The organism is Acinetobacter sp. GQ146, from assembly GCF_059758585.1.
Genome location: NZ_JCAXDV010000002.1, coordinates 229,735 through 250,433 on the forward strand (window position 1 = coordinate 229,735; position 20,699 = coordinate 250,433).

At 41.9% G+C, this 20,699-nt stretch carries 17 protein-coding genes; 11 read left to right on the forward strand and 6 right to left on the reverse strand.

Translation table 11 applies throughout. The annotated features are described in order from the left end of the window. Positions 1 to 157: 157 nt before the first annotated feature. A complete protein-coding gene (gene lipA / locus AC6CHI_RS04270; RefSeq protein WP_498119605.1) occupies positions 158 to 1,171 on the forward strand; it encodes a lipoyl synthase in 1,014 nt (337 codons plus the stop codon). 77 nt (positions 1,172 to 1,248) lie between these two features. Here lipA and AC6CHI_RS04275 read toward each other — a convergent pair whose 3' ends face one another. The 3 genes from AC6CHI_RS04275 to AC6CHI_RS04285 all read right to left on the reverse strand — a co-directional run bounded on the left by AC6CHI_RS04275 (position 1,249) and on the right by AC6CHI_RS04285 (position 4,758). Further along, positions 1,249 to 1,506, reverse strand: a complete 258-nt coding sequence (locus AC6CHI_RS04275) for a hypothetical protein (protein ID WP_498119607.1) — start codon at positions 1,504 to 1,506, stop codon at positions 1,249 to 1,251. A 975-nt stretch (positions 1,507 to 2,481) separates the two neighbouring features. Then, complete coding sequence (locus AC6CHI_RS04280) at positions 2,482 to 3,267, reverse strand: 3-hydroxybutyrate dehydrogenase (protein ID WP_458891403.1); 786 nt, start codon at positions 3,265 to 3,267, stop codon at positions 2,482 to 2,484. A gap of 57 nt (positions 3,268 to 3,324) precedes the next feature. Continuing rightward, complete coding sequence (locus AC6CHI_RS04285; RefSeq protein WP_458891402.1) at positions 3,325 to 4,758, reverse strand: GntP family permease; 1,434 nt, start codon at positions 4,756 to 4,758, stop codon at positions 3,325 to 3,327. 500 nt (positions 4,759 to 5,258) lie between these two features. Here AC6CHI_RS04285 and AC6CHI_RS04290 point away from each other — a divergent pair, with 500 nt between their 5' ends. The 5 genes from AC6CHI_RS04290 (at position 5,259) to AC6CHI_RS04310 (ending at position 9,451) form a co-directional block, all read left to right on the forward strand. Continuing rightward, the gene (locus AC6CHI_RS04290; RefSeq protein ID WP_498119610.1) at positions 5,259 to 6,152 is read left to right on the forward strand and encodes a LysR family transcriptional regulator; all 894 of its coding nucleotides are present in this window, start codon (positions 5,259 to 5,261) and stop codon (positions 6,150 to 6,152) included. Between the two features lie 201 nt (positions 6,153 to 6,353). After that, entirely contained in the window at positions 6,354 to 7,055 is a 702-nt protein-coding gene (locus tag AC6CHI_RS04295; RefSeq protein ID WP_498119611.1) for a CoA transferase subunit A, read from the forward strand. Positions 7,056 to 7,057: 2 nt separating this feature from the next. Next, a complete protein-coding gene (locus AC6CHI_RS04300) occupies positions 7,058 to 7,714 on the forward strand; it encodes a CoA transferase subunit B (protein ID WP_458891399.1) in 657 nt (218 codons plus the stop codon). Positions 7,715 to 7,797: 83 nt separating this feature from the next. Continuing rightward, positions 7,798 to 8,979 carry a thiolase family protein gene (locus AC6CHI_RS04305; RefSeq protein ID WP_498119613.1) on the forward strand — a complete coding sequence of 394 codons (1,182 nt, stop codon included), beginning with the start codon at positions 7,798 to 7,800 and terminating at the stop codon, positions 8,977 to 8,979. A gap of 85 nt (positions 8,980 to 9,064) precedes the next feature. Beyond that, entirely contained in the window at positions 9,065 to 9,451 is a 387-nt protein-coding gene (locus AC6CHI_RS04310; RefSeq protein WP_458891397.1) for a carboxymuconolactone decarboxylase family protein, read from the forward strand. 52 nt (positions 9,452 to 9,503) lie between these two features. Here the strand turns inward: AC6CHI_RS04310 and AC6CHI_RS04315 are convergent, their stop codons facing one another. Next, a complete protein-coding gene (locus AC6CHI_RS04315) occupies positions 9,504 to 9,629 on the reverse strand; it encodes a KGW motif small protein (RefSeq protein WP_498119615.1) in 126 nt (41 codons plus the stop codon). Positions 9,630 to 9,831: 202 nt separating this feature from the next. On the opposite strand from AC6CHI_RS04315, the gene AC6CHI_RS04320 reads away from it, so the two are divergent. Then, on the forward strand, positions 9,832 to 10,713 hold the full coding sequence (locus tag AC6CHI_RS04320; protein ID WP_498119617.1) for an alpha/beta hydrolase: 882 nt from the start codon (positions 9,832 to 9,834) through the stop codon (positions 10,711 to 10,713). A gap of 56 nt (positions 10,714 to 10,769) precedes the next feature. Here the strand turns inward: AC6CHI_RS04320 and purL are convergent, their stop codons facing one another. After that, entirely contained in the window at positions 10,770 to 14,603 is a 3,834-nt protein-coding gene (gene purL / locus AC6CHI_RS04325; RefSeq protein ID WP_498119619.1) for a phosphoribosylformylglycinamidine synthase, read from the reverse strand. 414 nt (positions 14,604 to 15,017) lie between these two features. Here purL and AC6CHI_RS04330 point away from each other — a divergent pair, with 414 nt between their 5' ends. The 4 genes from AC6CHI_RS04330 to AC6CHI_RS04345 all read left to right on the forward strand — a co-directional run bounded on the left by AC6CHI_RS04330 (position 15,018) and on the right by AC6CHI_RS04345 (position 19,853). Continuing rightward, positions 15,018 to 16,355 (forward strand): deoxyguanosinetriphosphate triphosphohydrolase, encoded by a 1,338-nt coding sequence (locus AC6CHI_RS04330; protein ID WP_498119621.1) that lies wholly within the window; start codon positions 15,018 to 15,020, stop codon positions 16,353 to 16,355. A gap of 109 nt (positions 16,356 to 16,464) precedes the next feature. Continuing rightward, positions 16,465 to 17,067 carry a Holliday junction branch migration protein RuvA gene (ruvA, locus tag AC6CHI_RS04335; RefSeq protein ID WP_458891392.1) on the forward strand — a complete coding sequence of 201 codons (603 nt, stop codon included), beginning with the start codon at positions 16,465 to 16,467 and terminating at the stop codon, positions 17,065 to 17,067. A gap of 213 nt (positions 17,068 to 17,280) precedes the next feature. After that, entirely contained in the window at positions 17,281 to 18,288 is a 1,008-nt protein-coding gene (gene ruvB / locus AC6CHI_RS04340) for a Holliday junction branch migration DNA helicase RuvB (protein ID WP_498119623.1), read from the forward strand. 209 nt (positions 18,289 to 18,497) lie between these two features. Next, complete coding sequence (locus tag AC6CHI_RS04345) at positions 18,498 to 19,853, forward strand: amidohydrolase (RefSeq protein ID WP_498119625.1); 1,356 nt, start codon at positions 18,498 to 18,500, stop codon at positions 19,851 to 19,853. Between the two features lie 106 nt (positions 19,854 to 19,959). On the opposite strand, the gene AC6CHI_RS04350 is transcribed toward AC6CHI_RS04345, so the two are convergent. Beyond that, the gene (locus tag AC6CHI_RS04350) at positions 19,960 to 20,532 is read right to left on the reverse strand and encodes a hypothetical protein (protein WP_498119627.1); all 573 of its coding nucleotides are present in this window, start codon (positions 20,530 to 20,532) and stop codon (positions 19,960 to 19,962) included. Between the last annotated feature and the right edge of the window lie 167 nt (positions 20,533 to 20,699).

Below are 20,699 nucleotides of genomic sequence, written 5' to 3' on the forward strand. Positions count from 1 at the left end.
TCTATTATGACTGAAAATAGCTGACTTTGCTGTATTTCATAGTCATATATTGAGTGATAACGACATTTAGAAAATGAATAGTGTTTTCGCCCTATCAATGTGCAATTCCGTTATAATGTACCCATATCTCTCCGTCTAAACAGTGGAAAAGTTGAATATGTCTGAAAGCCGTAAACCTGAACAGGGTGTTAAACTTCGTGGTGCAGAAAAAGTTTCACGTATTCCTGTCAAAGTTGTACCTACGGTTGAAGTGCCTCGCAAGCCAGACTGGATTCGTGTCAAGATGACAGCGCCAGAGGAAGTTCAACGCATTAAGACAACTTTACGTGCGCAAAAATTACATACCGTATGTGAAGAAGCTGCCTGCCCAAATTTACCTGAATGTTTTGGTGGTGGTACTGCTACTTTTATGATTATGGGTGACATCTGTACACGTCGTTGCCCGTTCTGTGATGTAGCACATGGTCGTCCAAATGCGTTAGATCCTGATGAACCGCGCCATATGGCAGAGACGATTGCCAATTTAGGTTTGAAATATGCCGTAATTACCTCAGTAGACCGTGATGATCTATTGGATGGTGGTGCACAACACTTTGTAGATTGTATTAAAGAAGCACGTAGCTTAAGTCCAAAAACACTTTTGGAAATTTTGGTTCCTGACTTCCGTGGTCGTATGGATATTGCTTTACGCATTATGACCGAATGTCCGCCCGATGTGTTTAACCACAATATTGAAACTGTGCCACGTTTGTATAAAGCGATGCGTCCAGGTTCGGACTACCAGCACTCTTTGAACTTGCTCAAAATGTTTAAAGAATACTGCCCTGATGTGCCAACCAAATGTGGTCTGATGGTCGGTATTGGTGAAACTGAAGAAGAAGTCATTGCATTATTAGATGACCTTCGTGCTCATGATGTTGATTATGTAACCATTGGTCAATATTTACAGCCTTCTAAAGAACATGCACCAATTGACCGTTTCGTGAGCCCAGAAGAGTTTGAACGCTATGCAGAACATGGTCGCAAACTTGGCTTTAGAAATATCTGGTCTGCGCCAATGGTACGTTCTAGTTATTTTGCTGATCGTCAATATTATGGCGAGCCAGTGCCTGCTGTACGTCGCAAAACAGATCCTGCGAAAAAAATTGCAGTTCAAACCATTGAAGCTTAATTAGTTTTTTGATTTGCAAGACCCTTTAAATGTAAATATTTAAAGGGTTTTTTTTAAAAAAAATGAATTGATGTGCCTTAAATCCAATAAACATTAAAACTGTAAAAGAATTCATTAACTTCAAAGCGAACCTGATAGCCCAAATGGGTCAGCTCTGCTGAAAGCTCTCGAATTTCGACGAGCGGTAAGTGTTTGGGAAGTACCGCAAACACGGCAGTGTTGCCTTGTTGAGCACTTTCTTCAATGAGTTTGGCTAAACGTGATTTATATAAATTAATATCCAGTTTAGCGGTGGCTGATAGTATTTTTGCCTGCTCGGCAGTAAGAAAACTCATCTCTGTTCTCGTTATATTGATGAAGTATGCTTTTCCATCTTAGCAAAATCAAATCGAGCAATCGAGAACTTTTACCAACCGACTATTCGCCAACGCATCCACTTTCTAAAATTATAAAAAACATATAAAATCAATAACATAAAATTATTTATAATTCTCTTTTCACCCTCATTGTGCATAAAGCCATATCGTTAAACTTCTCTGTTTTTTATATGTAAAAGTTTAAAGTGCTATCACGACGTTTGCCGAGCTAAGCTGTATGTTTATACCATCTGCACATAAATTTTAGCTAAAGATGAATTGCTTTAAATTTGCTTAAAAACTAGACTAAAATTATAAAAGGCAGGTCTTAGTCATCTTTTGGTATTTCGGGCAAGCAATAGCAAGATGAGCTTCAAAATAGCCCTCAAGGCATGAGTAGCGAGGACATCCTCACTGATCTTGTTAGATTCAATATCAACAAAGAGATGTAAATATTATCCAGATAAAAACAACCAAATATGAAATCCAAAATTCTGAGTATTGCGATCACTTATAACTAATGGAGCTTTGATATGGAGGTTTTAAGCAGCCTTTTTGTTGGGCAACCCTTACACATCTTTTTTATTACGTTGTGTTTTTTTATTCTTTATTTGATTGTTAAAAATTTCAGTCATCGTCGCAGTTGTAAATATCTTGGTCTTACCACAATTTTATGGTTGCTCTACACCCTTTGGGAACTTTTCATCAAAATCAAAACACCAGATGCAAATATCCGAGTCGACTTATTCATCATTTGGCCAGTAATTTTTTGCCTTTCGCTATCTTCAATTATCTTGCTGTTTTTTAAGGCTGAAAAATAACTGGGGATTTAATCTTTCCCAAAAAAAGAACCAGTCGTTACCGACTGGTCAAGGAAAACAATACGATTTCATCATAAGAAATATGCAATTTCTCAATGGCTGGATAAAATCGTATTTGATTGAAAATCAATATTTATTGCGCAGTATATCCACCATCCATCACCACCGCCTGTCCTGTAATACCTGCCCCTTTATCACTCGCCAAGAAAATGGCATAGTCCGCAATTTCTTCAACATTTAATAAACGTTTTTGCGGCACCATCGCCAAAATCACATCTTCAAGCGCAGAATCTAAGCTGACATTTCGTGTTTTGGCCAAGTCTGCAATTTGTCCACGTACCAATGGCGTGTCTACATAGCCTGGGCAAAGTGCATTCACGGTAATCCCATCTCGAGCACATTCTAAAGCCGCTACTTTAGTGAGACCAATCACGCCATGTTTGGCACTGTTGTAGCCTGCTTTACCAGCAAAACCAATCAGACCATTAATCGATGCCATATTAATAATACGGCCTGATTTCTGTGCCTTCATGATGGGGAAAGCATGTTTAATTCCAATGAAGGAACCCGTCAACATCACCTGAATCAGCTTCTGATACACCGCCGTTGGAAACTCTTCAATGGGAGCAACGTGCTGGAAACCTGCATTGTTAATCAAAATATCTAAACGACCAAAGGTACTTTGGGTCAATGCAATTGCAGCTTGATACTCTGCTTCATCAGTGACATCACAAGGTGCAGAAAGTGCTTGAAAACCTTGAGCCTTGAGTGCCTCAGCAGTTTCCTGACATTTTTCAGCATTCATGTCCGAAATCACTACTTTCGCCCCTTCTTGGGCAAATTTCTTGGCAATTTCCAAACCGATCCCACTTGCTGAACCCGTAATAAATGCAACTTTATTTTCTAACTGCAAACTCATTGCTTACTCCTTTTACATCTTGCCGAGGTGAACTGGCAAGATGCGCAAATAAGATGTTTAAACGATACCAAAAATTGTAAATGCGGCAATCACCACAAACACGGCTACGGTTTTAATGATCGTGACTGCAAAAATATCTTTATACGATTGCTTGTGGGTTAAGCCAGTTACCGCAAGTAAGGTAATTACAGCACCGTTGTGCGGTAATGTATCCATACCACCTGATGCCATAGATACCACACGGTGCATCACTTCAGGCGGAATACCAGCAGCTAGAATAGCAGCATTGTATTGATCTGCCATCGCACTTAAAGCAATACTCATACCGCCCGAAGCTGAACCGGTAATCCCTGCCAATACCGTCGTCGTCACTGCACCATTGACCAATGGATTGGTAAAGGTAGAACTTAAACCATGACTGATCAAAACAAAGCCTGGTAATGCCGCAATAATCGCACCAAAACCATATTCGGAAGCGGTGTTCATTACAGCCAGTAAAGCACCACTAATACTGGTGTTTACACCTTCTTTAAATTGCACAATAACTTTTTGGTAGTCATATAAAAATGCACTGATGATCCCGACAATTAAAGCCAAACCAACGGCCCAAATTGCACCTGTTTTTGCGACATCAACTGTATAATTTGCTAAACCAATGGCATTAAAATCAAAACCATTTGGATACCATTTTGGTATTGCCGTAGATAAAAACTTGTTCATCACCGCAACAAGAATTAAGGGTACAAATGCCAAAGCTTGACGTGCTTTTGAACCATTTGGTGTATCTAATAAATTCGATGTGGTTGTAGTCGCAGTTGATTCAGTTTGAACTTGTGCATTAGCAAAGCCCGCATAGCCTTCACCTGCTTGAGCAGCAACACGACAGCGCCATTGCAGATAAAGCAAACCCATACACAAGACAAAAATTGCCCCAATGATCCCTAAGAACGGTGCTGCGTAAATATTGGTTCCGAAGAACGTCGTTGGAATTACGTTCTGAATTTGTGGTGTCCCTGGTAAAGCATCCATCGTGAATGTAAATGCACCTAAGGCAATCGTGCCAGGAATGAGACGCTTTGGAATATTAGCTTCTTGGAACAATTGGTTTGCAAATGGATACACTGCAAATACCACGACGAATAAGCTCACGCCACTGTAAGTCAGAATGGCACCTAAAAGCACCACGGTTAAAATGGCACGTTTTGCGCCAATCAAACTCACAATGGTTTTGGCAATTGAAGATGCAATTCCAGACATTTCTACGACTTTGCCAAAAATTGCACCCAATAAAAACACCAAGAAGTAGTCTTTAATGAAGTTCACCATCTTCGGCATAAACACGCCCGAATAAAACGGTAAAACATGGTTAGGTGCAATTAAAAAAACTGCAAGTAAGGCACAGATAGGTGCCATTAGAATGACCGAAAATCCCTTATAGGCTGTATACATCAACAAGCCTAAAGACAGCAGGATGACAAACAACTCCCACATATTCTTTTCTCCCTGATAAAGAATATTGAAGATTTCACACATTGCGAAACACAGTGTGATCAACCTTTGTTTTTTGACCGAAATAAATGCTCAATTTTATTAAGAGTAATCCTAAACTCCATATAAAATATCAAGCTTAAATATTTTTTAAAATAAAAATTTCTATTTAAAAAAATAACACCAAAAATTAAAAAAACAATATTTAAATATAAAAACAAATAAAAAATAAATTTATAATATTTAATAACAAGTACTTATAAAAACAGTTTAATAGAAAATATAATATATTTAAAAATATGATCAATTGTTTAAAAAAACTCATAAATAAAATATTAAAATAATTTAATCTAAAGACAATAATAAGATAAATCCAAATTAAATCCGGTTAAGATAAAAATAATCTACTGTTACTTAATTGTTTTTTTGCTTTTCACTCAAAAAAAGCTCAGAATCAATACAGTTGTCCTTCTTCGTCTAGACCTTGTGGTAAACATTCGCTTATGACTTTAAAACAATTAAAAGCTTTTCTAGCCCTTGCTCGCAGTTTGAACTATGCCAATGCATCCAGTGAACTGCATTTGAGTCAGTCAGCCTTGAGTCTCACCATCAAAACCTTAGAAGAAGAACTCGGAGGTAAGTTATTTAAACGCAACACTCGTCGTGTCGAACTGACGTTTGAGGGTAAGTCACTGATTCCTTATGCCAGAAAATTGCTAGCCAATTGGGAGGATATGGAAAAAGACGTTAAACAACGGTTTAAATTACAACGCGGTACGCTCAGTATTGCCTCCATGCCTTTTGTCACACATGCCATCATGCCCAATGTGATTCAAAACTTTTTGACCTTGCATCCAAATATTAATTTTTCTATTCATGACATCACCAATGAAAAAATTATTGAAAATGTCTTAGATGGAATTTTTGAATTAGGTATTTGTTTTGAACCCCAACAGATTGATACGCTGGAATTTCTTCCCCTCTTTAAAGAAGATTTTCTTGCTTTGTTACCCAAAGCACACCCTTTAGCCCATGCAGAGTCAGTCACCTGGAAAGAACTGTGTGCCAATCCGTTCGTCACTTTGCAACAACCCTCCATTGTGCGCCATTTAATTGAAGAAAATTGTATAAAAAACAATATTCAACTGGATTTAAAAGTGGAATGCCATCAAATCAGCTCTTTATCCAGTTTTGTGGCGCTCGGCATTGGTGTCAGTGTTATTCCGCGCCATTTTCAACAATTCATTGATACCGAAAAGAATGTGCTGGTTGAATTACAAGATCAGGACATCATCAAACCGGTTGGTATTATCTATAAAAAGAACTTTGAGATTTCAAACATTACGGCTCAGTTTATTGAAATCCTGAAACAGTACGACTATAGAAAACACATTTAAATCAATCTATTAAAACAATGTTTTTAATCTAATCTACCCAATTCAAAAGCATTCAGCCTGCGGATTCAGCTGAATTTTGCTGTTTTTTTGCTCCATTATTGAGTTTTTCTGATTAACTCTTTGAAATTTTCAACTTCATTCTGCTCCTACACAATGCTAATAATGAGTGTATAAAAACCTAAGGGATTTAGAGAAGTTGATATGAATAAGTTATATTCAAATGCAACACTTGCTTTGCAAGATGTCGTGAAAAATGGACAAACGATTGCTGTGGGTGGTTTTGGCTTATGTGGCATTCCAGAAGCACTGATTGAAGCTTTAAAAGAAACCGGTGTAAACGAGCTGACCTGTATTTCAAATAACGCAGGTGTCGATGATTTTGGTTTAGGCAAACTTTTACAAACCAAGCAAATTAAAAAAATGATTTCATCTTATGTGGGTGAAAACAAAGAATTTGAACGTCAGTATTTAAATGGCGAACTGGAAGTTGAACTGACCCCTCAAGGCACTTTGGCTGAAAAATTACGTGCCGGTGGTGCAGGTATTCCAGCATTCTTCACGCAAACAGGTGTCGGCACACTGATTGCTGAAGGCAAAGAACAACGTGAGTTTGATGGTAAACCTTATATTTTAGAAAACTCGTTGACCGCTGATGTTGCCTTGGTGAAAGCCTACAAAGCCGATAAAGCAGGTAATTTAATTTTCCGTAAAACGGCACGTAATTTTAATCCAGAATGTGCAATGGCGGGTAAATTTACCATCGTTGAAGTCGAACAGGTGGTGGAAATTGGTGAACTGGATCCAGATGACATCCATTTACCTGGCATCTATGTCAATCGCATTATTCTCAATACTGCACCTAAAAAACGCATTGAACAATTAACCATTAAGCAGGAGGCTTAATCATGGCTTGGACACGCAATGAAATGGCTGCACGTGCTGCCCTTGAACTTGAAGATGGATTTTATGTCAATCTGGGGATTGGCTTACCTACACTGGTTGCCAACTATATTCCAGAAAATATCAATGTCTGGTTACAGTCTGAAAATGGTTTATTGGGGATTGGTGAATTCCCGACGGCCGAAACGGTAGATGCCGATTTAATTAACGCGGGTAAACAAACCGTGACGGCCCGTAAAGGTGCTGCATTTTTTTCTAGCTCAGAATCATTTGCCATGATCCGTGGCGGACATGTCAATATTGCGATTTTGGGAGCTATGGAAGTTTCTGAAACTGGTGATCTTGCCAACTGGATGATTCCAGGCAAGAAGGTCAAAGGCATGGGCGGTGCCATGGACTTGGTCGCGGGTGTACAAAAAGTAGTGGTGCTCATGGAGCACTGTGCCAAAGATGGTAGTCCAAAAATTGTAAAGCAATGTGCCCTGCCCCTGACTGGTCAAGCTGTGGTAAATCGTATTATCAGTGACTTAGGTGTAATGGACATTACACCACAAGGTGTCAAACTCATTGAGTTAGCCAAAGATGTCACACTGGAACAAATTCAAGCGGTCACTGGCGTTGAATTGATTGTGGATGATGTCAAAGAAACTGCAAGCGCTTAATTGACTTTTTCAAAGCAGCTTCGGCTGCTTTAATTTTTTTATCAATAAAAATGGAACGCAAACATTCATACACGGAGATTCACATGAACAAAGACATCGTCATCGTTGCTGGTAGCCGTACCGCTATGGGAAGTTTTCAGGGTGCATTATCGAGCCTTTCAGCACCAGAACTTGGCGCGGCAGTGATTCAAGAAACTTTAGCCCGCGCACAAGTCCAAGGTGCAGAAGTTGATGAAGTCATTATGGGCTGTGTACTACCTGCGGGTTTAAAACAAGCTCCAGCCCGTCAAGCCATGCGTCTTGCAGGTGTGCCTGATCATGTGGGTGCAACCACCATCAATAAAATTTGTGGTTCTGGTATGAAAGCAGTTATGCAAGCCGCAGATGCCATTTGCGCAGGGAATGCAGAAATTGTACTGGCGGGTGGCATGGAATCGATGAGTAATGCTCCTTATTTATTACCGAAAGCACGTGCAGGTTACCGCATGGGACATGGTGAAATTAAAGACCATATGTTCCAAGAAGGTTTGGAAGATGCTGACACAGGTCTTTCCATGGGTGTGCTGGCACAAAAAATGGCCGATAAAAAAGGCTACACTCGTGAGCAACAAGACGAATTTGCCATTCGCTCACTGACGCGTGCACAAACTGCGATTCAAGAAGGTTATCTTAAAGCGGAAATTGCACCAATTACCGTTCCGAGCCGTAAAGGTGATGTTGTGGTCGCTCAGGATGAAAATCCGTTTCATGCCAATATTGATAAAATTCCAAACCTACGCCCCGCCTTTGCAAAAGATGGCACCATCACTGCGGCCAACTCAAGTTCAATCTCGGACGGCGCATCAGCCATGTTGATGATGTCGGCTGAACAAGCGGCATCCCGTGGTTTAACTCCTTTGGCACATATTCGCGCTACAGCAACCAACTCGCAACATCCTTCAGAATTTACCATTGCACCTGTGACTGCGATTGAAAAAGTCTTGAAAAAAGCGGGTTGGTCAGTGGCAGATGTGGACTTATGGGAAATTAATGAAGCCTTTGCCATGGTCACAATGGCAGCGATTGATGCTTTTGACCTTGATCCTGAAAAAGTAAATATTCATGGTGGTGCGTGTGCCCTCGGTCATCCACTGGGTTCTTCTGGTTCGCGTATTATTTTGACCTTGATTTACGCCCTGAAGCGCCTAGGCAAAAGCAAAGGGATTGCTACACTGTGTATTGGAGGTGGTGAAGCGACAGCAATTGCCGTTGAACTGGTTGACTAATCCTAAAGTTTAGAAAAAATGATACAGATCAAAGTGATAAAAGGTTAAACTTTTGTCACTTTTTTCATCAACAAGAGTGACACAAATGTCTCAGCAAGATTATGAAAATGGGTTAAAAGTACGTACTGAAGTGATGGGCGAAAGTTTTGTAAAACGCGCCCAAGACAACACTGTGCCTTTTACGCAGCCACTACAAGATTGGATTAATGAACATGCATGGGGCTCGACTTGGCAACGTGACGGGGTATTGCCACGTAAATATCGCTCACTGATCACCATTGCATTCTTAACCGCACAAAAAAGTCCTACTGAACTCAAGGGACACGTGCGTGGTGCGCTCAATAATGGCGCAACTGTTGAAGAAATTCAGGAAGTGTTATTACACAGCCTGCCTTATTGCGGAGCGCCCGCAACCCAAGAAGCTTTCCGTGCTGCACTCGAAGTGATTACCGAATATCAAAACAATCCGTAATACATTCGGGCATTGAAGGCATTTTCCGACCCTTCAATGCCTGAATGCTGGGCTAAACACTTTGCAACATCGCATACAACAGCATAAAAGCCAGTTGTAGGGCAATCACCATAGCAAACCATTTCCAGCCTTTTTGTTTTAATACAGCCTTGTTGGAATATGTTGCAACTTTCATCATTCCACGACTCCTTTTTATTGTTTGCCACAAGGATTCATTTCCTTTGCATGGCCTGAGCAAAGATTAAGCAACTTTTACACCAACTTTGCTTATTGCATTGGTTTAATGCTTCAAGCCATTTCCTTATGTCAGACTCTGTTCACAATTTAAACACTTTCTTCATGTTAAAATAGAAACAATAAAATTTCCATGCTTCTTAATAATGAATTTTAAACAAGCTATTTATACTTATATTCTGGTCTGTATCAGTTTTTATTCAGCGCATAGTTATGCTGATTTCTTCCAAAACCTGAATTTGTTACAACGGCAAAATACAACAATGAACATCCCCTACGGGACACATTCATTACAAAAACTAGATCTTTATCTGCCTACACCCAAAGCAAAACAGATGCTAAACCAAAGACTCGCACCAATATTAGTAATTGTGCATGGGGGTGCTTGGCGTATCGGGGATAAGTCTCATAATCGTGTTGTTCAAAACAAGGCCGCCTATTGGAACACACAAGGTTGGCTGGTGATCTCGGTAAACTATCGTTTAGTTCCCGAAGTTTCGGTACAGCAACAAACACAAGATATAGCCGATGCGCTGAGTTTTGTCCAAAGTCATGCTGCAAGTTGGCAAGCCGACCCTAATCATATTGTGATTATGGGGCATTCTGCAGGGGCACATTTAGTTACCCTGCTTTCTACGCATCCCACATGGATGATTCGATATCCGCAACCGTGGAAAGCCACGATTGCCTTAGATAGTGCAGCCTATGACTTGGAGAAACTGATGTCGGGTCAGCATGCGACTATTTATGATCCTGTATTTGGCACTTCAGTCGATTACTGGCATGCAGTTTCTCCTCAGCACCAAATCCGACAGGCACTCCCTGCTTTTCTTGCCGTGTGTTCGACCCTCCGTCCCGATCAGCCGTGTAACCAAGCTCACGCTTTTACTGAAAAAGCCAAAGCTTTAGGTACAACCACCCAACTATTACCGATTGCCTTAACTCATGCAGAGATCAATCAGGATTTAGGCTTGAACACCAGTTACACCCAACAAGTCGATCAGTTTATAAAACAACAGCTGCAATAACTTAAAATTTGAATATAAAAAAGCCACCCGAAGGTGGCTTTTCAATATGTTATGGCTTAACCAATAAACTTACGCGCATTACGGAACATACGTAACCATGCACCATCTTCAGTCCATTCTTCAGGTTTCCAAGAATGCTGAATTGCACGGAAATTACGCTCAGGATGCGGCATCATAATCGTTGCACGACCATCTTTAGAGGTTACCCCTGTAATCGCTTCTGGTGAACCATTCGGGTTCAATGGATAGTGCTGCGTTGGGTTTCCGTGACTGTCAACATAACGCAAGATTACTTGATGACCTGCATTCAATGCCGCCAATTGATCCGCACTCGCAACCACACGACCTTCACCATGTGCAACCGCAATCGGAAGAATCGAACCTTCCATACCCTCAAGTAATACCGAATTCGATTTTTCAATACGAACGTTTACTGCACGCGCTTCAAACACTTCTGAAGTATTGCGGTGGAAACGAGGCCATGCATCTGCACCCGGAATTAATGGTGCAAGTTGAGAAATCATTTGGCAACCATTACATACACCTAAAGTGAAGGTTTCTGAACGGTTAAAGAATTTTTCAAACTGGTCACGTAAGCGTGGGTTAAATAGGACTGATTTTGCCCAGCCACCACCAGCGCCCAAAACGTCACCGTAAGAGAAACCACCACAAGCCACTAGGCCTTCGAAGTCATCTAAATCAATTCGACCCGCCAGCAAATCGCTCATGTGCACGTCAACGGTGTTAAAGCCAACTTTATCAAAGGCAGCTGCCATTTCAGTTTGGCCATTCACGCCCTGTTCACGCAAAATCACCATGCTTGGGCGACGTAAGTTGATAAACGGCGCTTCCACTGGCTCATTCAAGTCAAAGGTTGGTTGAGCAATCAAACCTTTGTGTGCATTGTCAGCAATTAAGGCAAATTCTTGGTCTGCATTTTCGACGTTGTCACGTAAACGTTGAATTTGATGCGAAACTTCAGCCCAAGCTTGTTGCAAGTCTACACGTGCCAAAGTCAAACCATTTACGCTTAATTGATCCGTGTTATTCACGCGACCAACCACAGCAATGGCATCTTTTAAGCTTGATGCTGCAACTTCAGCTTGCAATGCATCCCAATCCGCTGTCTTGATTTGTACGACTGCACCAATTTCTTCAGCAAATAATGCAGCTGTTGACTGAGCTTCTAAGGCAACACCTAAACGTGAAGCAAACATCATTTCCGCAACAGTCGCCAATAAACCACCATCACCGATGTCATGGTAGGCTTGAATTAAGCCACGGTTGTTCCAGTCTTGTACCAAATCAAAGAAGGCTTTGAAGTCGTCAAAGCTGTCGACATCTGGAGTTACCGAACCAATCGCTTTGTACACTTGCGCAAGGATCGAACCACCTAAACGGAATTGACCTTTAGATAAATCAATACGTACCAACACCGAATCAGTATTTTTCAATTCAGGCGTTAAAGTTTTACGGACATCATTGACTGGTGCAAATGCGGTAATTACACCACTCATTGGCGAAGTGACAGATTTATCCTGACCATCTTCATTCCACGTGGTACGCATAGACAATGAGTCTTTACCGACAGGAATTGCAATGCCTAATGCAGGACACATTTCCATACCAATGGCTTTCACACCTTCAAACAGGGCTTGGTCTTCACCTTTTTGCCCTGCGGCGGCCATCCAGTTCGCAGACAATTTAATGTCGCTGATCTGTTCAATATTGGCACACATGATGTTAGAAATTGCTTCGGCAACAGCTAAACGTGCAGATGCTGCTGGGTTCAACAATGCCACAGGTGGACGTTCACCCATCGCCATCGCTTCACCAGTATAACCTTGTAAGCTAGTGGTGGTTACCGCTGCATCAGCAACTGGAACTTGCCATGGACCCACCATCTGATCACGTGCAACCATACCAGTAATCGAACGGTCACCAATCGTAATCAAGAATGACTTAGATGCCACCGTCGGGTTCTTTAACACACGGAAGATTGCATCTTTCAAGTCCACTTGAGCGGCATCAAAATCGTCGCCTTGACGTTCGATGGTTTCGTATGAACGGCTCATACGTGGTGTGCCACCCAACATCACTTGCATTGGCATATCCACGGCTTTGTTTTCAAACAATGGATCGTTAACCGTCAACTGACGCGCTTCTGTTGCTTCACCCAAGACTGCAAACGGGCAACGTTCACGCGCACAGATTGACTCAAATAATGCTAAAGATTCTGGTTTGATCGCGAGTACATAACGCTCTTGCGCTTCATTTGACCAGATCTCCATTGGAGACATACCTGGTTCAAGCGAAGGAATTTTACGTAAATCTAAAATCGCACCGAGTTCGTGATCATTGACCAATTCAGGCATGGCATTCGAGATACCGCCCGCACCGACGTCATGTACAGATACGATCGGGTTTTCATTTTCCATACGCCAGCAAGTGTCGATCACTTCTTGGCAACGGCGTTCCATTTCTGGGTTTTCACGTTGCACTGAAGCAAAGTCTAAGCTTTCGCCCATCGTACCACTGTCTACTGACGATGCAGCACCACCCCCCAGACCAATCAACATAGCTGGACCACCGAGCACGATCAATAAATCGCCCGGTTGGATTGGATCTTTTTCAACATGGTCAGGACGAATGTTCCCGTAACCACCAGCAATCATAATTGGCTTGTGGAAACCTTTGACTTCGCCATTTACATTTTGTTCAAAGGTACGGAAGTAACCATTTAAAGCAGGGCGACCAAATTCGTTATTAAACGCCGCACCGCCCAATGGACCTTCAATCATAATTTGAAGTGGCGATGCCATACGTGATGGTTTACCGTAGTTTTCTTCCCATGGTTGTTCAAAACCAGGAATATTCAAGTTGGATACGGTAAAGCCTGTTAAGCCTGCTTTTGGCTTACCACCACGACCTGTTGCACCTTCGTCACGGATTTCTCCGCCCGAACCAGTTGCTGCACCTGCAAATGGTGCAATCGCTGTTGGATGGTTATGGGTTTCCACTTTCATTAAGATATGAGCAGCTTGACTCTTATACTTATAGGTGTAGTGACCTGTGTCTTCGTCTTTTTTCGGGTAGAAACGTTGTGTGTCATACCCCACGATTACTGATGCGTTATCTTTATATGCAGACAAAACATCCGTTGGTGATTCTTTATAGGTATTCTTAATCATTTGGAACAATGACAGTGGTTGAACTTCACCATCAATCGTCCATTCTGAACCAAAAATTTTGTGACGACAGTGTTCAGAGTTCGCTTGAGCAAACATCATGAGTTCGATGTCGTGCGGGTTACGCCCTAACTTGATAAAGGCTTCAGTTAAATAATCAATTTCTTCATCAGACAAAGCAAAACCAAATTCAGAGTTCGCTTGAACTAAGGCTTGTTTACCTTGACCCAAAATATCGATTGAATTTAAAGGTTTTGGTGCAGTCTCTTGGAAAAGTGCGACCGCATCATCAATGCTGTTAAATACACTCTCGGTCATGCGGTCATGCAAAGCCTGTTTAACTTCATTCGATACTTCAGAAATACCTTTTAAAGTAAACAAAACACCGCGTTCAAGGCGGTGTATCGGGGTATTACAGTTGGCAAAAATATCCGTCGCTTTAGATGACCACGGCGAAATCGTACCGACACGTGGCGTCACCAGAATTTGAACTTCATCCGTTGCAGCTTGGCGGATTTGAAAAGCTTCGCCATCATTTAACAATTGTAAAGCAGATTGTTGCTGTTGCTCGTTGAGCGCTTGGTCGAACAGATAGACCCATTGGCTTTCTATTGATTGAACAGAACTAATTGACGATAGACGTGATAATAGTTGAGTTTTCTTAAAAGAAGAATGTGCTGGTGCACCGGCCACGATAAACATGCTGATTTTGGCTCCACGGGCAAGTCTTTTGAACTTTACCGCAATGTGACTTTGAAGAGAGCACATATTCTACTGTGAAAAGGAGAAATCAGCTAGATAGATAATTCCAATTATGTAACCTAATCCTGCAATAAAATCATCTGTAGGGTCTTGCTTTTATTTTTTTAGATAAAATCACATAAAAATAAACAACTAGCAATATGGCAAAATCCTCAAGCTCACGGCAAACACAGTCTTATCTCAAACCCCAAAAACAATCGTGATGCTCTGCAAAATTCTGGCGAAGCCTCTCAACGGATTTTATCCCTTAGCAGCCAATATTTACATTCCAACAGTCAAATCATGTCGCACTGCTCTAGTGCAACTTACGGTTTTTTGGCATGATTCAAACAACCCTTTAATGAAACATAATAAATGGAACAAATGCGTTGGTTAGAACTGCTCTCCACAGTTCGCATTGGTCGTAAAAAGCAAAGTACAGAACAAGCTCGAAGCCCTTTTCATAAAGATTATGATCGTATTATTTTTTCCCAAAGCTTTAGACAGCTAAACCGTAAAACCCAAGTTCATCCACTCACCCAGCATGATGGCATCCACACACGACTCACGCACTCCTTAGAAGTGTCCTGTATTGGTCGTTCACTCGGCATGCTGGCCGCGGAAAAAATTAAAGATGAACTGCCAGTCTGGATTTCTCCGGCTGATGTTGGCGCCATCATTCAAGCCGCTTGTCTGGCGCATGATATTGGTAACCCACCCTTTGGACATGCCGGTGAATATGCCATTAGAGAATGGTTTGACGATGCCTCACATGGTGATTTTCTTGCCAAACTGACCCCTGAAGAAGAAGCCGATGTCCGCCAGTTTGAAGGCAATGCGCAGGGTTTACGTTTATTGACCAAGATTGACTACCATCCCAATGATGGCGGTATGCGTCTAACTTATGCCACTTTGGGTGCATATTTAAAATATCCTTGGTTATCCAAAACCATTGCCGAACAAGGCAATACCCCTGCCAGCATGCGTGCGAAATTTGGCTGTTATCAATCCGAAAAAGAAATTTTGACTCAAATTGCCGAACAACTCGGTTTAATTCAATTGGCACAGGATCGTTATTGTCGCCATCCCTTGACCTATTTACTTGAAGCAGCGGATGACATCTGTTATGCGCTGATTGATTTGGAAGATGGCATAATTCTGAACATGTTGAGCTATGAAGAAGTTGAACCGATCTTTCTGGATTTGATTGCAGATTATGGCAGACCTTCTGAACTTTCCATGGATACCACATGGCAACAGAAAATTGCGGCATTACGTGGTCGAGTCATGAAACGTCTGGTGGATGAAGTCACTACCGCTTTCGCCAAACATCATTATGAGATTCTGACAGGACAACTCAAAGGCAGTTTATTGCAATACTGTGCCGAAGATATTGAACTCGGCATTAACCGCGCCAAAGAACTGGCGCGCGATAAGATTTTTGAACATCCGCAAAAAGCAGGTTTAGAAATTATTGCCCATCAAAGTTTACAAAATATTCTAGATGCCTTTATTCCACTGACCACACCGCACAAAACCTTAAGCTTTAAAGAGCAGCGCTTGTTTACCATCTTACAGCGTTCAGGTGCACGTTTTGGCAACAATCATTATGAAAATATTATGCAAGTACTGGATATTATTTCGAAGTTTTCAGATCATCAGGCCTATAATCTGTCGCAAGAACTACAAGGCAATAAATCTGGCTTGATGTAACATACCGCAGCAATCCAGACATGCTTTTCACATGATTGATGCCTGATGTTAAATCAGCACAGCTTGAAGACGAATAACCGTATACACCTAAAATAGTGAAGTTTTAAAAATGATTGGATGTTTAATTGGCGAAGTGTTTGCCCTCGAAGCCCCAACCGTGCTGCTCAATGTGAATGGCGTTGGCTATGAGATTGACACCCCATTGTCGACATTTTGCCAATTACAAAAAGGACAAAAAGTCACGTTATGGACGCATTTAGCCGTACGAGAAGATGCGCAACTCCTGTATGGTTTTTTACATCAACAGGAAAAACTGATTTTCCGTACCCTGTTAAAAGTCAATGGAGTCGGTCCGAAAATGGCTTTGGGTATTCTTTCAACCTTAAGCGTAGACATGCTGATTCATACGGTGGAGCATGAAGATGTCAACACACTGGTTAAAGTGCCAGGGGTTGGTAAGAAAACTGCTGAACGCTTGATGATTGAGTTGCGTGATCGCTTTAAAGCCATGTCTACAGGTACAGTCCCGAGCAACTCAACTGCTGAACAAATCCAATTTACAGGCAACTCAGCGGTTGCCGAAGCCGAGGCCGCTTTACAGTCTTTGGGTTATAAACCTTTAGAAGCGCAAAAACTGGTGAATGCAGCCAAAGGGGATTTTACTGAAGCCAGCGACATCATCCGTGCTGCACTCAAGTCGATGAATAAATAAAAATGTCCAATAATTTTGGATACACGCAGGCGACATGGATGTCGCCGTTAAACTGTGCTACAAGGATGTAGCATCAGTTTAACAAATGGGTTTTGTCACTTTTTCCCAGTCAAAAGTGAAATTGCCTACACAAAGGCATATAAAACCTAAAAGATTTTTGAGGCTGTGAGTTAATCCACCTCGAATGACTGTAAAGAGATAGATTTAACACATATGCAAGACCGTCTCATCGGTGGTTCCGAAAAACCCGAAGATCATATTGATCGTGCCATTCGCCCAACTTCACTAGATGATTATATTGGTCAGCCTGTCGTCCGTGAACAAATGGAAATCTTTATTGGTGCAGCCCGTGGTCGTGCGGAAGCACTGGATCACACTCTGATTTTCGGCCCGCCCGGTTTGGGAAAAACCACACTCGCCAATATTATTGCGCGTGAAATGGGTGGCAACTTAAAGTCGACTTCAGGACCGGTGTTAGAACGTGCAGGTGATTTAGCCGCCATGCTGACCAATCTAGAAGAAGGCGATGTACTGTTTATTGATGAAATCCATCGTCTTTCCCCAGTAATTGAAGAAATCCTCTACCCTGCGATGGAAGACTACCAACTCGATATCATGATTGGTGAAGGTCCAGCCGCCCGTTCAATTAAATTGGATTTACCACCATTTACTTTGGTGGCTGCTACAACACGTGCGGGTCTACTCACCTCACCACTACGTGACCGTTTTGGTATTGTGCAACGTCTTGAATTTTATTCGGTAAAAGACTTAACCCATATTGTCACCCGCTCTGCCAATTTGATGGATGTACCCATTACGCATGAAGGCTCGGCAGAAATTGCACGTCGTTCGCGCGGTACACCACGTATTGCCAACCGCTTACTACGTCGCGTACGTGACTATGCACAGGTTAAAGGCACAGGTGAAGTGACACAAGACATGGCACAGCGCGCCTTGAATATGCTGAATGTCGATAAGGATGGTTTAGACACCTTAGACCGTCGTTATTTATCCATGCTCCTTGAACGATTTGATGGTGGCCCTGCTGGTGTGGAAGCTTTAGCGGCAGCCATGGCCGAAGACTCAGGTACCTTGGAAGATGTGATTGAACCTTATTTGATTCAGCAAGGTTATGTGATGCGTACTGCGCGTGGCCGTATTGCCACCAATATGGCGTATTTGCAATTTGGGATGACACCGCCCGAACCGAAAGAGAAGTAATTTCAAAGGGAGCCTCATGCTCCCTTTTTTTATTTTCAGTCGGATGGATTTGAATTGCATGATTTGAACTACTGAAAATGAACGATGGCTTTTCTTGCTAACGATACCTTTAAATCAATTAAATATACCTATATGGTTTTTGCCTTCTTGATTTACGAATGGCATGTTTTACATGCTTAAAACTTATAATTCACAAGGCTGTGTATTTCATGAAACCATTTCTCTTATGCTGTTCCGTCGCTTCTCTTCTACTATCAAGTCCATTGAGTTTTGCCGATTGGATTAATACGGCTGTCGAAAAGAATGAAACTCAAACTATTCAACTACGCCAGCACATTCATCAGCATCCTGAACTGGGCAATATGGAATTCAATACAGCCAAACTGGTGCAAAAAGAACTTAAATCTTATGGCATAGAAGTAAAAACTGGCTTTGCCAAAACTGGGGTGATTGGCGTATTAAAAGGAGCAAAAACTGGTCCTGTCATGGCATTACGTGCTGATATGGATGCCTTGCCCATCGAAGAAAAAACCAATCTTGCATTTGCCAGCAAAACCAAGGCTATCTATCAAGGCAAAGAAGTTTCAGTCATGCATGCCTGCGGACATGATGCCCATACTGCGATGTTACTTGGTGCTGCCAAAGTATTGGCCGAAAACAAAGATCAACTTGCAGGAACTGTTGTTTTTATCTTCCAGCCAGCCGAAGAAGGCGGTGCAGATATTGATAACTTTAGCCAAGGTGCTGAAATTGGCTCACGTAAGATGATTGCCGATGGCGCATTAAAAAATCCACAGCCAGAAGTTATTTTTGGTTTGCATGTGATGGCCGGTATGCCAAGTAACCAACTGTTCTATAAAGAAGGCGTAATACTGAATAGTGCAGATCATTTACGCATCCAAATCAACGGCAAGCAGGTGCATGGTTCTATGCCTTGGGATGGACGTGATCCAATTTATGCCGCTTCGCAAATGATTAACAATTTACAAAGTTTGATTAGCCGTAGATCGAATCTGACCCAAGGTATGGGCGTGATTAGTATTGGCAGTATTCATGCTGGTACGACTGGGAATGTCATTCCCGAACAAGTCAATATGGTCGGTACCATCCGCTCCAACAATGAAGATATTCGCCAGAACTTATTAAAGAATATTCCCATCATGTTAGAGCATAATGCCTTGGCCAATGATGTAGAGGCGAAAGTTGAAATTGCGACCTACGCACCAGTCACCTCAAACAATCCCACGCTAACCCAGCTGATGCAACCAACACTCAGCCAAGTCGCAGGTCAGGATAAACTCCATATCTTGGATCACAATGCCAGTGCCAGTGAAGACTTCTCTTATTATGGTCAACTGATGCCGTCGCTCTTTGTATTTTTAGGAGCAACGCCGCCAACACAACAAATGGATCAGGCAGCACCCAATCATAGCCCGTATTTTATGGTGGATGACGCTACGCTCAAAACTGGTGTAGAACTGCATGTTCGCTTGATTCAAGACTATCCTAAGTTCGCGAATCAGATACAGAGCCAATGGAAAAAAACTGTGAAAAACAGCAATTAAAAAATATAAAAAGGTGCACATCTAATGTCACCTTTTCATTCCATGTTGAAGTCTTGGGCGGTAATCAAACGACGCTCAATCGTGTTCTTATATTGGTCGTTATTGCTTAAAGTTCTCTGACTTCTTCCACCAACATCAACTCACACGCACCATTGCCCGTATCTTCACGGCTTAATGAGCTGCGCCATGTCCAGCCATCACCAGCTTTCACTTCAACCAAATGCCCTTTCAAATAAATTAAATCATCCTGATCAATCTCTGCCAACTGTTTAGCCACGGCGGTATTGGCTGGAATTAAATGTGTATTGGCACTCTGCGTTTCAATGTCATGTCGAGGAATCGGTGGCTGATTTTCATAACGCCAATAATACCAGCGATTACTTTGACGTATTGAAAGCTGCTTATAAACTGCAGAATCAGCCATCGCGCCCCAACCCAAAGCGAAATCGACAGGACTGATCTCAGCTTCACGTCCCAAACGGTAATTTTCGCGGGATAAAACCCGAAATTGCCCCTCATAACCCGCCAAATTGGTCATGGTATAACCATTAAAGGTTTGAACATCTTGACTCACACGCTGATAATCCTTGGCACTTTCAAGACTAGGACTCGGTCTCCACCAATAGATGCTTCCCAAGACCATCAAAATTACCAAAATCAAATAAGAGCGACGACTCATCTTTTCCCCAAATTTTCAAACCCGAATAGGCATTTTTAAGTCTTGATTGTATCCCCCATCAGTTTTCAGATTGAAATCTTGTGCCATTGGACGGTCATTTCAAACTGCTAAACTTCAAGGCATTAGCAACCCATCACTCAGACCAAGACTTGCAACAACACCTCCCT

Excerpts from the sequence above, each read along its gene's own strand:
- AC6CHI_RS04295 (WP_498119611.1), top strand. The coding sequence starts at position 6,354 with ATGAATAAGTTATATTCAAATGCAACACTTGCTTTGCAAGATGTCGTG.
- AC6CHI_RS04305 (WP_498119613.1), top strand. The coding sequence starts at position 7,798 with ATGAACAAAGACATCGTCATCGTTGCTGGTAGCCGTACCGCTATGGGA.
- AC6CHI_RS04310 (WP_458891397.1), top strand. The coding sequence starts at position 9,065 with ATGTCTCAGCAAGATTATGAAAATGGGTTAAAAGTACGTACTGAAGTG.
- lipA (WP_498119605.1), top strand. The coding sequence starts at position 158 with ATGTCTGAAAGCCGTAAACCTGAACAGGGTGTTAAACTTCGTGGTGCA.
- AC6CHI_RS04275 (WP_498119607.1), bottom strand. The coding sequence starts at position 1,506 with ATGAGTTTTCTTACTGCCGAGCAGGCAAAAATACTATCAGCCACCGCT.
- AC6CHI_RS04330 (WP_498119621.1), top strand. The coding sequence starts at position 15,018 with ATGGAACAAATGCGTTGGTTAGAACTGCTCTCCACAGTTCGCATTGGT.
- AC6CHI_RS04320 (WP_498119617.1), top strand. The coding sequence starts at position 9,832 with ATGAATTTTAAACAAGCTATTTATACTTATATTCTGGTCTGTATCAGT.
- AC6CHI_RS04280 (WP_458891403.1), bottom strand. The coding sequence starts at position 3,267 with ATGAGTTTGCAGTTAGAAAATAAAGTTGCATTTATTACGGGTTCAGCA.
- ruvA (WP_458891392.1), top strand. The coding sequence starts at position 16,465 with ATGATTGGATGTTTAATTGGCGAAGTGTTTGCCCTCGAAGCCCCAACC.
- purL (WP_498119619.1), bottom strand. The coding sequence starts at position 14,603 with ATGTTTATCGTGGCCGGTGCACCAGCACATTCTTCTTTTAAGAAAACT.
- ruvB (WP_498119623.1), top strand. The coding sequence starts at position 17,281 with ATGCAAGACCGTCTCATCGGTGGTTCCGAAAAACCCGAAGATCATATT.
- AC6CHI_RS04350 (WP_498119627.1), bottom strand. The coding sequence starts at position 20,532 with ATGAGTCGTCGCTCTTATTTGATTTTGGTAATTTTGATGGTCTTGGGA.
- AC6CHI_RS04345 (WP_498119625.1), top strand. The coding sequence starts at position 18,498 with ATGAAACCATTTCTCTTATGCTGTTCCGTCGCTTCTCTTCTACTATCA.
- AC6CHI_RS04300 (WP_458891399.1), top strand. The coding sequence starts at position 7,058 with ATGGCTTGGACACGCAATGAAATGGCTGCACGTGCTGCCCTTGAACTT.
- AC6CHI_RS04315 (WP_498119615.1), bottom strand. The coding sequence starts at position 9,629 with ATGATGAAAGTTGCAACATATTCCAACAAGGCTGTATTAAAACAAAAA.
- AC6CHI_RS04285 (WP_458891402.1), bottom strand. The coding sequence starts at position 4,758 with ATGTGGGAGTTGTTTGTCATCCTGCTGTCTTTAGGCTTGTTGATGTAT.
- AC6CHI_RS04290 (WP_498119610.1), top strand. The coding sequence starts at position 5,259 with ATGACTTTAAAACAATTAAAAGCTTTTCTAGCCCTTGCTCGCAGTTTG.